15 protein-coding genes are annotated in these 14222 nt (G+C 63.5%); 10 read left to right on the forward strand and 5 right to left on the reverse strand.

The features are described 5' to 3' along the window. The first annotated feature begins 60 nt into the window (after positions 1–60). Genes AAG799_RS11255 through AAG799_RS11270 form a run of 4 tightly spaced genes read left to right on the forward strand, consistent with a single transcriptional unit; the run spans position 61 to position 3596 of the window. Positions 61–879 carry an ABC transporter permease gene (locus tag AAG799_RS11255; RefSeq protein WP_341895927.1) on the forward strand — a complete coding sequence of 273 codons (819 nt, stop codon included), beginning with the start codon at positions 61–63 and terminating at the stop codon, positions 877–879. 9 nt (positions 880–888) lie between these two features. Further along, positions 889–1701 (forward strand): ABC transporter permease subunit, encoded by an 813-nt coding sequence (locus AAG799_RS11260; protein ID WP_341895928.1) that lies wholly within the window; start codon positions 889–891, stop codon positions 1699–1701. Continuing rightward, positions 1694–2755 carry an ABC transporter ATP-binding protein gene (locus tag AAG799_RS11265; RefSeq protein WP_341895929.1) on the forward strand — a complete coding sequence of 354 codons (1062 nt, stop codon included), beginning with the start codon at positions 1694–1696 and terminating at the stop codon, positions 2753–2755. The genes AAG799_RS11260 and AAG799_RS11265 overlap by 8 nt, the downstream gene beginning before the upstream one ends. A gap of 16 nt (positions 2756–2771) precedes the next feature. Next, positions 2772–3596: a phosphodiesterase gene (locus AAG799_RS11270; protein ID WP_341895930.1), complete on the forward strand. Its 825-nt coding sequence runs from the start codon at positions 2772–2774 to the stop codon at positions 3594–3596. A gap of 16 nt (positions 3597–3612) precedes the next feature. Here AAG799_RS11270 and AAG799_RS11275 read toward each other — a convergent pair whose 3' ends face one another. Both AAG799_RS11275 and AAG799_RS11280 read right to left on the reverse strand, forming a co-directional pair. Then, the gene (locus AAG799_RS11275; RefSeq protein WP_341895931.1) at positions 3613–5076 is read right to left on the reverse strand and encodes a CHAD domain-containing protein; all 1464 of its coding nucleotides are present in this window, start codon (positions 5074–5076) and stop codon (positions 3613–3615) included. 241 nt (positions 5077–5317) lie between these two features. Further along, positions 5318–7216, reverse strand: coding sequence for a PAS domain S-box protein (locus tag AAG799_RS11280; RefSeq protein WP_341895932.1), 1899 nt, complete (start codon positions 7214–7216; stop codon positions 5318–5320). Between the two features lie 149 nt (positions 7217–7365). Here AAG799_RS11280 and AAG799_RS11285 point away from each other — a divergent pair, with 149 nt between their 5' ends. Then, positions 7366–7752: a response regulator gene (locus AAG799_RS11285; RefSeq protein ID WP_341895933.1), complete on the forward strand. Its 387-nt coding sequence runs from the start codon at positions 7366–7368 to the stop codon at positions 7750–7752. 3 nt (positions 7753–7755) lie between these two features. Here AAG799_RS11285 and AAG799_RS11290 read toward each other — a convergent pair whose 3' ends face one another. Next, positions 7756–8160 (reverse strand): MAPEG family protein, encoded by a 405-nt coding sequence (locus AAG799_RS11290; RefSeq protein WP_341895934.1) that lies wholly within the window; start codon positions 8158–8160, stop codon positions 7756–7758. 17 nt (positions 8161–8177) lie between these two features. Next, complete coding sequence (scpA, locus tag AAG799_RS11295; RefSeq protein ID WP_341895935.1) at positions 8178–10331, reverse strand: methylmalonyl-CoA mutase; 2154 nt, start codon at positions 10329–10331, stop codon at positions 8178–8180. Between the two features lie 443 nt (positions 10332–10774). Here scpA and AAG799_RS11300 point away from each other — a divergent pair, with 443 nt between their 5' ends. Further along, positions 10775–11485 carry a hypothetical protein gene (locus tag AAG799_RS11300; RefSeq protein ID WP_341895936.1) on the forward strand — a complete coding sequence of 237 codons (711 nt, stop codon included), beginning with the start codon at positions 10775–10777 and terminating at the stop codon, positions 11483–11485. 40 nt (positions 11486–11525) lie between these two features. Then, a complete protein-coding gene (locus tag AAG799_RS11305; protein WP_341895937.1) occupies positions 11526–11666 on the forward strand; it encodes a hypothetical protein in 141 nt (46 codons plus the stop codon). A 34-nt stretch (positions 11667–11700) separates the two neighbouring features. Here AAG799_RS11305 and AAG799_RS11310 read toward each other — a convergent pair whose 3' ends face one another. Then, positions 11701–12339, reverse strand: a complete 639-nt coding sequence (locus AAG799_RS11310; protein ID WP_341895938.1) for a glutathione S-transferase family protein — start codon at positions 12337–12339, stop codon at positions 11701–11703. Positions 12340–12507: 168 nt separating this feature from the next. Between AAG799_RS11310 and AAG799_RS11315 the strand changes: the two genes are divergently transcribed. The 3 genes from AAG799_RS11315 to AAG799_RS11325 form a co-directional block, all read left to right on the forward strand. Then, complete coding sequence (locus AAG799_RS11315; RefSeq protein ID WP_341895939.1) at positions 12508–12864, forward strand: LysR family transcriptional regulator; 357 nt, start codon at positions 12508–12510, stop codon at positions 12862–12864. Between the two features lie 114 nt (positions 12865–12978). Then, positions 12979–13731 (forward strand): sulfite exporter TauE/SafE family protein, encoded by a 753-nt coding sequence (locus AAG799_RS11320; RefSeq protein WP_341895940.1) that lies wholly within the window; start codon positions 12979–12981, stop codon positions 13729–13731. Between the two features lie 75 nt (positions 13732–13806). Further along, positions 13807–14222, forward strand: a 416-nt coding sequence (locus AAG799_RS11325) for a PaaI family thioesterase (RefSeq protein WP_341895941.1), incomplete at its 3' end; no start/stop codon positions are given.

The raw sequence follows: 14222 nt of genomic DNA on the forward strand, positions 1-14222 counted from the left end.
GTCTGGCGGAGCGGCATCAGACCGCTCCGCCATTTTCACGCGGGGAAACGGCACGCAACCATGCGCCGGGAAACACAACGACTGATTCTTCTGCTGCTGCCGGCCGGGATTTTCTTCGCCGGCTTTTTCCTCATTCCGATGGCCGAGCTGTTCGTGATCGGCGGCAGCGGCAAGACCGGCTGGAGCGCCTATGCCGCGATCCTGACCGACAAGAACTATTTCAACAGCCTGCTTGCCACCCTGGCCGTCGCCTCGGCCACCACGGTGGTGACGCTGATCATCAGCGGCATTTCCGGCGTGTTCCTGCAGCGCCACAAATTCCCCGGCAATGCCGCGCTGGTGGCGATGCTGACCTTTCCGCTCGCCTTCCCCGGCGTCGTCATCGGCTTCATGGTCATCATGCTGGCCGGCCGCCAGGGCCTGATCGGCCAGATCACCGAATTCGTCACCGGCGACAAGGTGGTGTTCGCCTATTCGATGGCCGGGCTGTTCATGGGCTATGTCTATTTCTCGGTGCCGCGCACCATCCTGACCGTGATGGCCGCCGCGGAGAAACTGGATCCGAAACTGGAGGAGGCGGCACGCTCGCTCGGTGCCTCGCCCATGCGCGTGGTGCGCGATGTCATCATCCCGGGGCTGAAGCCCGCCTTCATCTCGGCCGGCGCGATCTGCTTCGCCACTGCCGTCGGCGCTTTCGGCACGGCGTTCACGCTGGCCACCCGCATCAACGTGCTGCCGATGGTGATCTACACCGAGTTCACGCTGTCGGCCAATATCGCCATGGCGGCTGCGCTCAGTTTCGTGCTTGGCGCCGTCACCTGGGTGGTGCTGGCGATTGCCCGCACCGCCGCCGGCTCCACCGTCGCGGCAGCAGGCTGAGGGCGCGCCATGAAAAACAGATGGCTCTTCTCCCTGCAGCTCGGCTTCACCTTGCTGGTCTGCGCCTTCCTGATCGTGCCGGTGATCCTCTCCATCCTGGCGGGCCTGACGGTGAACTATCTCGTCGGCATCGAAAGCGGCCTGACGCTGCGCTGGGTCTATGCCGTGTGGGACGGCTATCGCGACACCATCTTCCTCTCCATCGGCCTGTCGCTGGCCTGCCTGGTAGTGACATTGCTGATCGGCATCCCGACGGCTTACGTGCTGGCCAAGCGCCAGAGCGGCCTGACGCGCGCCATCGAGGAACTGCTGGTGATGCCGGTGGCCGTGCCGGGGCTGGCCACCGCGCTGGCGCTGATCGTCACCTATGGCAGCCTGTCGGGCTTCCGCACCAGCTGGGCCTTCATCCTGGTGGGGCATGTGCTGTTCACCCTGCCCTTCATGGTGCGCAGCGTGCTGGCCGTGCTGATGGCAATCGATTTGAAGACACTGGAAGAGGGCGCGGCGTCGCTGGGCGCCGGCTTCATCGACCGTTTCCGCGACATCGTGCTGCCCAACTGCCGCACCGGGATTCTCGCCGGCTCGCTGATGGTGGTGACGCTGTCGATGGGCGAGTTCAACATGACCTGGCTGCTGCACACGCCATTCAACAAGACGCTGCCGGTAGGCCTTGCCGACGCCTATGCGTCGCTGCGGCTGGAGATCGGCAGTGCCTATACGCTGGTCTTCTTCCTGATGATCGTGCCGCTGCTGCTGGCCCTGCAGGCTTTCGCGCAGCCGCGCCAGACCAAATTCGTTGCCGAGGACGACCATCATGACTGAGCCAAAGAATATGATTCCTGGCAAGCCGCTCTCCATCGCGCTGGAAAACTGCGCCAAGACCTTTGCCGATGGCACCCGCGCGCTGGAGCCGCTCAATCTCTCGATCAATGCCGGCGAGACCATCGTGTTTCTCGGGCCCAGCGGCTGCGGCAAGACCACGACGCTGCGCATCATTGCCGGCCTGGAAGAACCCGATGCGGGTGGCCGCGTGCTGTTCGATGGCGAGGACATCACGTCTTTGCCGATCGAGAAGCGCAATGTCGGCATGGTGTTCCAGTCCTATGCGCTGTTCCCCAATATGAGCGTGGCGGAAAATATCGGCTATGGCCTGAAGATCCGCGGCGAGTCGTCGGCCGGCCTGCGCACCCGGGTCGGCGAGATGCTCGGCATGATGCGGATCGAGAAACTGGCCGACCGCCGCATCGACCAGCTGTCAGGCGGCCAGCGCCAGCGTGTCGCCCTGGCGCGTGCACTCGCCGTGCGGCCGCGCGCCCTGCTGCTGGACGAACCGCTGACCGCGCTGGATGCCAAGCTGCGCGACACCCTGCGGCTGGAAATCGACACCCTGCTGCGCCGGCTGAACATCACCGCCATCTATGTGACCCATGACCAGGCCGAGGCCATGGCGCTGGGCGACCGCATCGTGGTGATGGAACATGGCCGCGTGGCGCAGATCGGCAATCCGCGCGACATCTACCAGAAGCCGGCGACGCGCTTTGTCGCCGAGTTCATCGGCACCATGAACCGGCTGAACGGCGCAGTGCGCAACGGCGTGTTCACCTGCCGCGCCGGCGACATGCCCTGGGCCGCGGCACCCGCCGATGTCAGCGAGGTGCTGTTCCGCCCCGAGGATATCCGTGTCACCGATTCGGCCGAGGCCAGCGGCCTGCGCGGCACCGTGGCCGCCGCCTTCTATCTGGGCGACCGCACCCGGCTGTTCGTCGAGGTCGGCGAGACCCAGCCGCTGGTGGTGGAAAGCACGGCGCGACGCGACTTTGCCCATGGCGAAACCGTCGGACTGCAGATCGACCCGCGCGGCCTGCTGGTGTTGTAAGCGTAAGGAGTGCCCCATGCTGATTGCCCAGATCACCGACACCCATATCAAGCTGCCCGGCAAGCTGGCCTATCAGAAGGTCGATACGGCGACGATGCTGGCGCGCTGCGTGCGCGAAATCCAGGCGCTCAAGCAGCAGCCCGACCTGATCCTGCTGACCGGCGATCTGGTCGATCTCGGCAGGCCCGAGGAATACGATCACCTGAAATCCATCCTCAGCCCCCTGCAGCAGCGCATCATCGCCATTCCCGGCAACCATGACGAACGCGACGCCATGCGCGATGCCTTCGCCCATGGCGGCTATCTGCCGGCGGAGCGCGGCAGCTTCCTGCAGTTTGCCATCGACGACGACTATCCGCTGCGCATCATCGGGCTCGACACGCTGATCCCCGGCCAGGGTGGCGGCGAGCTGTGCGGCGACCGCCTGCGCTGGCTCGATGCCACGCTGGCGCAGCGGCCCGAGACGCCGACGCTGGTGATGATGCACCACCCGCCCTTTACCACCGGCATCGGCCATATGGACAAGATCGGCCTGAAGGGTGCTGCCGGCTTTGAAGACATCGTCGCCGGCCATCCGCAGATCCGGCTGATCCTCTGCGGCCATCTGCATCGCACCATCCGCGCCGATATAGGCGGCCGCACGGCGCTGACCTGCCCGAGCCCGGCGCATCAGGTGGCGCTGGATATCGATGCCGATGCGCCGAGCCGCTTCACCATGGAACCGCCGGGCTTCATGCTGCACTGGTGGAACGATGGCCGGCTGGTGAGCCACACCGCCTGCATCGGCGATTACGACGGCCCGCATCCCTTCCACGGGCCGGATGGCAAGCTGATCGACTGAGATCCATCGCCTAAAGTCAGCTGTCGCGGCGGCCCTTCCAGAAGGGCTTGATCGCCGCATAGCTGTCCCAGGCCTCGCCGAGCTGGGCGAGCTGCAGCTGCTGGCGCCCGGCGAACCAGGCGGCAATTGCCGCCGGCGCCGGATCTTTGGCGGCGTCGGGCAGCAGATCCTGCACCAGACGGGCACCGACATCGGCATCGTTCAGCATGCCGAGGCAATCCTGCAGATGCGCCAGGGCCGCGATGAAGCGGCGCGATCCCTTGCGATGCGGGAACAGCAGCCGGAAGAATTCCGCGGCATAGCGCAGCTTCTTGGCGCGGATGCGCAGATCATGCAGCGCGGCGATATCCAGATCGGCATGCCGGCTGCCCAGCGCCTTCAGTTTCTTGCGGCGGCGGCGCAGCACGGTGGCGGCAAATTGCGCTGCCGGTTCGGCAGCGGCCTCGGCATCCTTCACGGCAATGGCATCGCCGCGTTCGACAGCACTGAGGAAAGTCTCCAGCCCGAGCCGCAGCACGGCAACCCGGGGTGCCTGCAGCGCGGAGTCGAGCGCGACCTGCGCCGAGGCGCGGCGGTCTTCCAGGATGGTGGCAAGATGCTGCAGCCGTTTCGGCGCATCGGGCAGACGGCGCAGCGGATTGAGCGTTTCGGTCAGAAACACATCGAGGTCGCGCTTGCGGCCGAGCGGTGCACCGAGCCAGCGCAGGTCTTCCAGCAGCGGCTGCAGCGCATCGTCTTTCAGCAGCGGCGCGAACAGCCCGATGGCCGAACGCAGGCGGCGCAGGGCGACGCGCATCTGGTGCACGCCTTCCAGGTCGCGGTCGCGCAGCACCGGCAGCAGATTGGCATCGAACTGCGCCAGGCAATGGCGACCGATGGCGGCGAACACCGCTGCCGCACCGGCATCGTCGGGCAGGTCAAAATCGATCGTGGCGGCACGCACCGGCGGCGGCTCGATCAGACCCAGTGTGGCAGCGGCCTGCACCATGGGAGCGACACCGCCCCAGCGCAGCGGCAGGTCGCGCAGCAACTCCGCCGCCATGGCATCGACCGTCAGCGCCGCCTCGGGTGCGGCCTGCAGGGTGAGGGCGTCATAGGCCGCGCTCTGCTTGTCGGGTGTTTTCAGCTGCACCTTGTAGCTCTGCAGCATGACCGCATGGCCATCACGGGTCAGCGTATGCATCTGTCCGTTCAGCGTGCCTTCGGCCAGCACCGCAAGATCGTCGATGGCATCCAGCGACGGCGCCGCCTTCAGCGCCAGGCCGGCGACCGGCAGGGTGACGATGCGGCGGCCATGGCCATCATCGATGGCGAGGCAGAGCCAGCCGGCGGAGGCAAAACCGCGATCAGGGGTATCGAGCAGGGCAAGCGAGGATTTCAGGGCACGGCCACGCTTGCCGGCCAGCAGGGCATGGCGACGCACAAGCGTCAGCCCGCCCGGGGCCAGGCCGAAACGCAATAGCGCGGGCGGTTCGCTCATGGCGGCGGACTCTATCGGAGCCGTTGGAAAAAAGTCAAACCGCACAGACGTTTACGATTGTTACAGTTCTGCGAAACCCAGCACCCGCCGGCTGCATTTGGAACCGCCCTAATTCTGCCGCTTTCTCCGGTTTAACTGCTCCTACTTGCAGATCACTATATTCGTGATCTGTGCAGGGCCGTCCGGCACCCCGCCATCCCCCCGGCATCGCCGGGCGGCCCTCCCCCTTTCCCAACGATACTCAGATCTCGCCCAGCATCTTCTTCAGTGCCTCGGCCAGCGCAGCCTTGCGCACCGGCTTGGGCAGGATTTCCGAGATGCCGAAATACCGCGTGTGGCGCAATTCGTCCTCGCCGGCCGAGCCCGACATGAACAGGATCGGCAGGCCGGGCTTCTTGGCCAGCACGCGGTCGGCCAGCTCGATGCCGCCCATACCGCCGGGCATCTGGATATCGGTGAGCAGCAGATCGATCGGCAGGCCGCGGCGCAGCTCCTGCAGCGCATCGGCCGCCGTTGCCGCCGGCAGCACGGCAAAACCCAGACTGCCGAGCAGCGCCGTCATGGTGGCGCGCACATCAGCATTGTCATCGACGCAGAGGATCAGGCGGCGGCCGGGTTCGTTCTCGGGCCGGCGCGCCGACAGGCGGTCGCCTTCGAGCGCCGGGAAATACAGGCGGAATTCGGTGCCGGCGCCGGGCATGCTGTCGAGTTCGATAAAGCCGCCGGACTGCACGACGAAACCATAGACCATGCTGAGTCCCAGGCCGCTGCCCTTACCGACCTCCTTGGTGGTGTAGAAGGGCTCGAAGACGCGGGCAGCGACATCGGGCGACATGCCGCAGCCGGTGTCGCGCAGGCCGATCATCACATAGGTGCCGATCGGGGCGACGCGCGTGGGCATCACGCGTGGTTCAGACAGATGCGTGATGGCAGTGCGGATGGTGAGCTGGCCGGCACCGTTCATGGCATCGCGCGCATTCAGCGCGATGTTGAGCAGGGCATTTTCCAGCTGGTTCGGATCGGCCTCCACCATATAGACATCGAGCTCCAGCGCCGGCTGCACCGAGATGCTGTCGCCCAGCGTGCGGCGCAGCACATCGAGCACGCCGAGAATCAGCTCGTTGATATCCAGCCGTGACGGCTTCAACTGCTGCTGGCGGCCAAAGGCGAGCAGGCGGCGGGTGAGATCGGCGCCGCGCGTGGCATTGCGCAGCGCCTGCTCGATCAGCCGGTGGTTTTCCTTGTCCGTGGTGCGGTCGGTCAGCAGTTCCAGATTGCCGACAATCACGGCCAGCAGATTGTTGAAATCGTGCGCGATGCCGCCGGTCAGCTGGCCCAGCGCCTCCATCTTCTGCGCCTGGCGCAGCTGGTCGCGCAGTTCCTCGGCCTGGCGGCGTTCGCTCATATCGCGCGTGATATTGACGAAGCCGGTCAGCTCGCCGCCGGTATCGCGCAACGCGCTGATCACCACGCTGGCCCAGAATTTCGAACCGTCCTTGCGCACACGCCATTCTTCGTTGGCATAGCGACCCTTCTCGGCGGCGATCAGCAGCGCATTGAGCGGCACCTGCCCGACCCGTTCGGCATCGACATAATACATGTCGCGAGTCTTGCCGATGGCTTCGTCAGGCGTGTAGCCGGTCAGGTTCTGCGCCCCGGTATTCCACGACAGCACGATCCCATCGGCATCCATCAGGAAAATGGCGTAGTCGGTGATGGAATCGACCAGCAGGCGGAAGCGCGCCTCGCTTTCGCGGCGCGCCTGTTCGCTGCGCTTGTAATTGCTCAAGTCATGGATGACGCCGACGAACCTGCGTTCGCCATCCTTGGTCTGCGATTCACCCACCGCCAGTTCAAATGGAAACACCGTGCCGTCCTTGCGGCGCCCCTGCACTTCGCGGCCGATGCCGATGATCTTTTTCTCGCCGGTGTCGAGATAGTTGTGCAGATAGCCGTCATGCGCCGAATGATCCGGCTCGGGCATTAGCATCGACACGTTGCGGCCTAGAACCTCGTCGGGCTTGTAGCCGAACAGCCGCTCGCAGGCGGCATTGAACAGGGCGATGCGGCCATCGGCCTCGATCACGATCAGGCCGTCGATCGCGGTGTCGACGACGGCCCGCAACAGATCGTCGTTCATGCTGCGTTACCCCGTTTGGCAGAAAATCGACGAAAATTGCAATCTCAGATATATGCCGATTCTTTCGTATTCTCGGCTAAAAATGGTAGTGTCGTCACGCTAATACAACAAAAGCGCTCTTTTTGGCCGCCAGCCTATCGGGAGCACGCATGGCTCATATTCTTGTTATCGATGATAACCCGGAATTCCGCGATATTCTGCGGGCCCATCTGGAGACCCATGGCCACCGGATCACCCTGGCGGAAAACGGTGATAGCGGCCTGGCGGTGCTGGATCAGGGCGGCATCGACATCGTTCTGACCGATATCCTGATGCCCCAGCGCGACGGCATTGAGGTTTTGCGGGGGGCCAAGCAGCGCTGGCCCGACCTGCCGGTGATCGCGATTTCCGGTGGTGGCTGGATCGACGCCGGCGATCTGCTGGGCATGGCCGAGCGGCTGGGTGCCGATCTGGTGCTGCAAAAGCCGGTGCGGCGCGATGACCTGATTGCCGCCGTTGATGCCGCCCTGCGCGAAAACCTGCGCAAGATCGGCTGACGCCTACAGATAGCGCTGCAGCACCACCACCAGCAGCCACAGCGCCGTGACGCCCAGCACGCTGAGGGTCAGCACGATCCCGATCATGCGGCCGAAGGTGAGCCGCGGGCTGCTGAGATACCCCCAGGCATGCAGCACACGGCCGATGAACAGGCCGGCGCCCAGCAGATGCAGCGCCCAGGCCGGCTGCCGCGACATCTCCAGCATGAACAGCAGCAGCAGCGTCAGCGGCACATATTCGATGAAATTGGCCTGCACCCGCATCGCCCGCGCCAGATCGTCATGGCCGCCATCGCCGGTATTGACCCTATGGCGCTGGCGCAGGCGGATCACCACCAGCCCCAGGACGAGCAGCAACAGGCCGCAAAGCGCGGCATAAAGCGGTGTGATGGCAAAGGGCGGCAGCATGTGAAACTTTCTGCGGTTTACTCAGCAGCCTTAACGTGCTGCTGGCGAATCAGTTTCACGATTTCCGCGGCCGCCTGCGGAATATTGGTGCCGGGGCCGTAAATGCCGGCCACACCCGCCTTGCGCAGGAAGTCGTAATCCTGCGGCGGGATCACGCCGCCGGTGATGACCAGAATGTCGCCGGCGCCATTCTTGCGCAGCGCTTCGATCAGCTGCGGAACAAGAGTCTTGTGGCCGGCGGCCTGCGACGAGATGCCGACGACATGGACGTCATTCTCGATGGCGTCTTTCGCCGCCTCTTCCGGTGTCTGGAACAGCGGCCCGACATCGACATCGAAACCGAGATCGGCGAAAGCCGTCGCGATCACCTTGGCGCCGCGGTCATGGCCATCCTGGCCGAGCTTGACGACAAGCATGCGCGGACGACGGCCCTCTTCGGCGGCAAAGGCCTCGATATCCTGCTGGATCTTCATGAAGCCCTCGTCATTGGCATAGGCCGCGCCATAGACGCCGGCAATCGAGCGCACCGTGGCCTGGTGACGGGTGAAGACGCGCTCCATCGCATCGGACATCTCGCCCACCGTGACGCGCGCGCGGGCCGCATTGACGCAGAGTTCGAGCAGGTTTTCCTTGCCGGCGGCGCCGGCTTCCAGCGCCTTGATCGCCGCTTCGGCCGCTGCCTTGTCGCGCGTGTTGCGGATGGTGTTGAGCCGCGCCACCTGGCTGTCGCGCACGCGGGTGTTGTCGACCTCCAGCGTGTCGGGCACGTCATTCTGCGTGGTGCGGTATTTGTTGACGCCGACGATGACATCTTCGCCGCGATCCACCCGGGCCTGACGGCGCGCGGCGGCTTCCTCGATCTTCAGCTTGGGCATGCCGGACTCGACCGCCTTGGTCATGCCGCCCATCGCTTCGACATCCTCGATCAGCGCCCAGGCGTGGCTGGCCAGCGCATGGGTCAGCGCCTCGACGTAATAGGAGCCGGCGAGCGGATCGACCACCTTGGTCACATACGTCTCGTCCTGGATGATGAGCTGGGTGTTGCGCGCGATTCTTGCTGAGAATTCAGTGGGCAGCGCGATGGCTTCATCGAGTGCATTGGTGTGCAGCGACTGGGTGCCGCCAAGGACTGCGGCCATGGCCTCGATCGCGGTGCGCACCACGTTGTTATAGGGGTCCTGCTCGGTGAGCGAGACGCCCGAGGTCTGGCAATGGGTGCGCAGCATCAGCGAGCCGGCCTTTTTCGGCTTGAACTCCTGCATGATGCGCGTCCACAAGAGGCGTGCGGCGCGCAGCTTGGCGATCTCCATGAAGAAATTCATGCCGATGGCGAAGAAGAACGACAGCCGCCCGGCGAAGGCATCGACATCAAGCCCGCTGGCAATCGCGGTGCGGACATATTCCTTGCCATCGGCCAGCGTGAAGGCCAGCTCCTGCACGGCGGTCGCGCCGGCTTCCTGCATGTGATAGCCGGAGATCGAGATCGAATTGAACTTCGGCATCTTCGCCGCGGTGAAGCCGATGATATCCGCGATGATGCGCATGCTGGGCGCGGGCGGATAGATATAGGTGTTGCGCACCATGAACTCTTTCAGAATGTCGTTCTGAATGGTGCCCGAGAGCTGCTCAGGTTTGACGCCCTGTTCCTCGCCGGCGACGATATAGCAGGCCAGCACCGGCAGCACGGCGCCGTTCATGGTCATCGACACGCTCATCTTGTCGAGCGGGATGCCGTCGAACAGGATTTTCATGTCTTCGACGGAATCGATCGCCACGCCGGCCTTGCCGACATCGCCGACCACGCGCGGATGATCGCTGTCATAGCCGCGATGGGTGGCGAGATCGAAGGCGACGGAAACGCCCTGCTGGCCGGCGGCGAGATTCTTGCGATAGAAGGCGTTGGATTCTTCGGCGGTGGAGAAGCCGGCATATTGCCGGATGGTCCAGGGCCGGTTGGTGTACATGGTGCCGCGCACGCCGCGCGTGAAGGGCGCGAGGCCCGGCAGGCTGTCGAGGCCCTCGAGGCCTTCGAGATCGGCGGCGGTGTAGAGCGGCTTGACCGGGATGCCCTCGGGCGTGGTCCAGACCAGATCGGCCAGCGGCTTGTCGCCCAGCTCCTTCTGCGCCAGCTTGGCCCAGGCTTCGGGGAAAGGGATGTCTTTGCTGGTCATTCTCTTACGTCCACCCGTTTACGCTTGTTGCCGCAAACTCATGCTGCGGTGCAAAAGCCAGTATGCCGGGCTTTGAGGGACTGTCAAATTCAGGCCGGCCTGTAGGGCCAATCATAACCCTGCCGGTCGGGGCGGAAGTGCCAAAATCGCTGAACCGGGCCTCCGAGTGGCGTATCTGAGCCTTGGTTGGGCTTATCCGGGGCTTATTCCGTCTTATTCGACCCTTATTTCCGCTTATTCGATGCTTATTCCGCCTTATTCCGCTTCGTAGGCCGGCTAAGTGATTGAAATGGCTTGAACGGGTGAAAAGTGAGGATAGTAGCAACTGATTGTAGAACATTATAGCAACATAATGCTCGATTGTCCAGGGCTCCACATCTGCTTGACAACCGCTAAAGAGAGATCAATAGTATAGTGAGATCATAAGAGAGATCATTAGATATATGCTTTCACCATCCCTGCAAGTTACCCTGTCCCTTTCTGATGAACGGTTCGCGCAAATCATGCGTCATCGTAAGGGGGATGAATCGCTGGCTGAACTGATTCTTCGCTTGCTGGATGAAGCCACTAAATCAACGACAGCCGCTTTTCAGGAACCCGCGCAATGTGAGGGCGTGAGAACTCGCTTTCATCATTTCTCCGAAGGCTTTGAGATTTTCCGTGTAGCGAACGGAGTCCGATACTCTGCAAAAGCGTGTGGTGGAAAATGGCTTACCCCAAGCGGGAACCAGTACGCTTCACTCAATGAATTGTCGCGATCAGTAACCAGTACTCCAGAAAATGCATGGATGAGTTGGAATTACGTTGATGCGAATGGGAAAACGCGACGGATTAATGAGATACGCGACAAAAAAACAATCGCAAAACGAAATAGGCCAACTAAGGCCGCCGCAGAGGATGGCGAATCAAATACATGGCGCGCTGATGTTTTCGCGGCACTAAAAGGGCTGGGAGAGCCAGCAACACTATACGAAATCTATACGCATACTAAATTCATACGCGGGAAACGAGGGGCCTCGTTACCAGAAAATGCGGAGGCAATCATCCGCCGTACACTGGAAGAGAATTCCTCCGATTCAAAAAGCTATAAAGGTCGCTTTAATCTTTTTAAAAGCGCTAATGGGATTGGCTCAGGCATATGGGCACTTAGATGAATAAGGCCCTGAGCTATTTTTATTTTATATGGAGAGACTGATGATTCAGTTTCTCAAAGCGCTGGTCGAGAATTGTGAAATCGGCATCAAACGCAACGACGCCGGTTGGCATGTAATAGCCAAAGGGCCGCTTGCTTTAGCTACATTGATTTGTATTGCGACATTGTTTCTGTTTCGCTAAAGCGCCGTTTTCAATAACTTACATATTTTAAAGATCACCCCAACAGCAACGCCATCCCCGGATCGCCCTTACTCATCGCGCGCTGATAGGCCGGGCGCGCCGCCACGCGCTGCAGATAGCTGAGAATATTCGGATAGGGCGTGAGATCGTAGGGCGCGTAGTGGCGCATGGTGGTGAGGGTGAAGACCGGCATGATATCGGCGGCGGTGAACGCCGCGCCGGCCAGCCAGGTGTTGTCTTTCAGCCGCGCATCCAGCATCGCCAGCATCATGCCCAGGCGCTTCACGCCGATTGCGGCGGCCGGATGATCCGGTGCAGCACCAAGCCGCTGGGTGATCAGCACGCGCATCACGGCGGGCTGGAAACTGCCATTGGCGAAATGAAACCAGTAGAGATAGTCGGCGAAGCCGGCATCCGCGGGCCCGGGTCGCAGTCTGCCATTGCCGTATGTGCCGAGGATGTAGTCGACCACCGCGCCGGATTCGGCCAGCACCAGATCATCATCGGTGATCACCGGCGCCAGGCCCATCGGATGCAGCGCGTTATACTCTGGCGGCGCCTGCTTGGTGGGCAGGCGCTGGTAGAGCTTCAGCTCATAGGGGATGCCAAGCTCCTCGCAGAGCCAGACGATGCGTTCCGATTGCGAGACGCCGAGATGATGGACGGTGAGCATGCACACTCCGGGGCCGGATACGGGAGGCGCCAGTCTAGTCCATGCCGCATTGCTACCGCCATCGGCCATAGGCCGCCGCGCGAAAGCATGGCAGCATGACGGTCGCAACACAGCGCTGACCGGGACGCCATGGGCAAGACACCAGTAAAGAAGCCAGCAAGGAAGACCGTGAAGAAACCCGCGCCGGCGGCCGGCACCCGCCTGCGCGTGGTGCTGGCGCCCGGCGTGTTTCTCGGGCCCGGCAAGGCCGAGCTGCTGGAGGGCATTGCCGCCACCGGCTCGATTGCCGCCGCCGGCCGCCGCATGGGCATGAGCTACAAGCGCGCCTGGCAGCTGGTGGAAACCCTGAACGGCTATTTCAAGGCGCCGCTGGTGACGGCTGCCACCGGCGGCAAGGCCGGCGGCGGCGCGCAGCTGACCCCGCTGGGCGCCCAGGTGCTGGCGCGCTATCAGGCGATGGTGGCAGCGACCGAGGCCGCCTGCGCCAAAGACATCGCGGCGCTGCGGAAGCTGCGCGGGCGGTAAGGCGTGGATCCCCGGCCAATCTTAGTCAAAGACTGGGCCCGGGGATGACGGTTTATGGGGATTGCGCGATCACCCGCAGCATCGTTATAGTCATCCGGACATAACGGTGGATGGATGCTGGTCGACGACACAACCCTGCTGGCGCTGCTGATCTTCCTGGCCGCCGCGCTGTATTCCACCGTCGGCCATGCCGGGGCGTCGGGCTATATCGCCGCCATGGCCTTTGTCGGCGTCGCCGCCGTCGAGATGAAACCCACCGCGCTGACGCTGAACATCCTGGTCGCCAGCATCGGCACCTACCGGCTGTGGCGCGCCGGGCTGATCAATCCGCGCGCCCTGCTGCCGCTCATCATCTTCTCCATTCCGATGGCCTTTGTCGGCGGCGCCGTGCAGCTGCCGGTCAGCACCTATCGCATCGCTGTCGGCGTGGTGCTGCTGTTTGCCGGTTTTCGCCTGCTGGTCGATCCGCGCGAAAAGGCCGTGGCGGCGCGCGGCCATGGCGATGTGGCGATTCCGCTGCCGGCGGCGATCATCGCCGGCGCGGGCATCGGGCTGCTGTCGGGCCTGACCGGCACCGGCGGCGGCATCTTCCTCTCGCCGCTGCTGCTGCTGCTCGGCTGGGCCGGCGCGCGGCAGGCAGCCGGCATGGCGGCGCCGTTCATCCTGCTCAATTCGATCTCCGGCCTGGCCGGCAACATCGTTTCACTGCAGGCGCTGCCGGCCGAGCTGCCGATCTATGCCACTGCTGCACTGGCCGGCGCCCTGCTCGGCACCCAGCTGGCAATCCGCTGGCTGCCGGTGCGGCTGCTGCAATATCTGCTCGGCGGCGTGCTGCTGATCGCCGCGGTGAAACTGATCCTGACCTGAGGCAGTTGAGCCCTGTCAGTTGAGATCGGCGCGCCGCGCGCCGTATACTGACCGGCAAAACCGGAGCCTCCGTCCATGTCCGTCCGCTTCGATGCCAGCCTAGAGGGCTGGGTCGGGCCCTTTGCCCAGGCCCTGATCGACCAGACGGCGTTCCATCGCTGGGCCGGGCTGGAACTGCTCAGCCTGGCGCCGGGCCGCGCCGAGGTGGGCTTCACCGCCAGGGGCGAGATGCTGGTTTTCGGCAAATATGTGCATGGCGGCGTGCTGAACGGCCTGCTGGAACCGCCGGCCCTGCTCGCCATGCTGAGCCAGATGCGCGAGGATGAAAGCGCCATGACCGTCGATGTGCATCTGCAGCATATCCGTTCGGTGCTGGTCGGCGAACGCGTGACGATGACCGGCACGCTGCTCAAGCGCGGCAACAGCGTCGCCTTCTGCGATGTGGCGGCGCGCGTCGGTGACACAATCTGCACGACGGCGCGTATTACCAA

Origin of the sequence: Ferrovibrio terrae (assembly GCF_943371255.1) — a bacterium.
In the GTDB taxonomy this organism is placed as follows: Bacteria; Pseudomonadota; Alphaproteobacteria; order Ferrovibrionales; family Ferrovibrionaceae; genus Ferrovibrio; species Ferrovibrio terrae_B.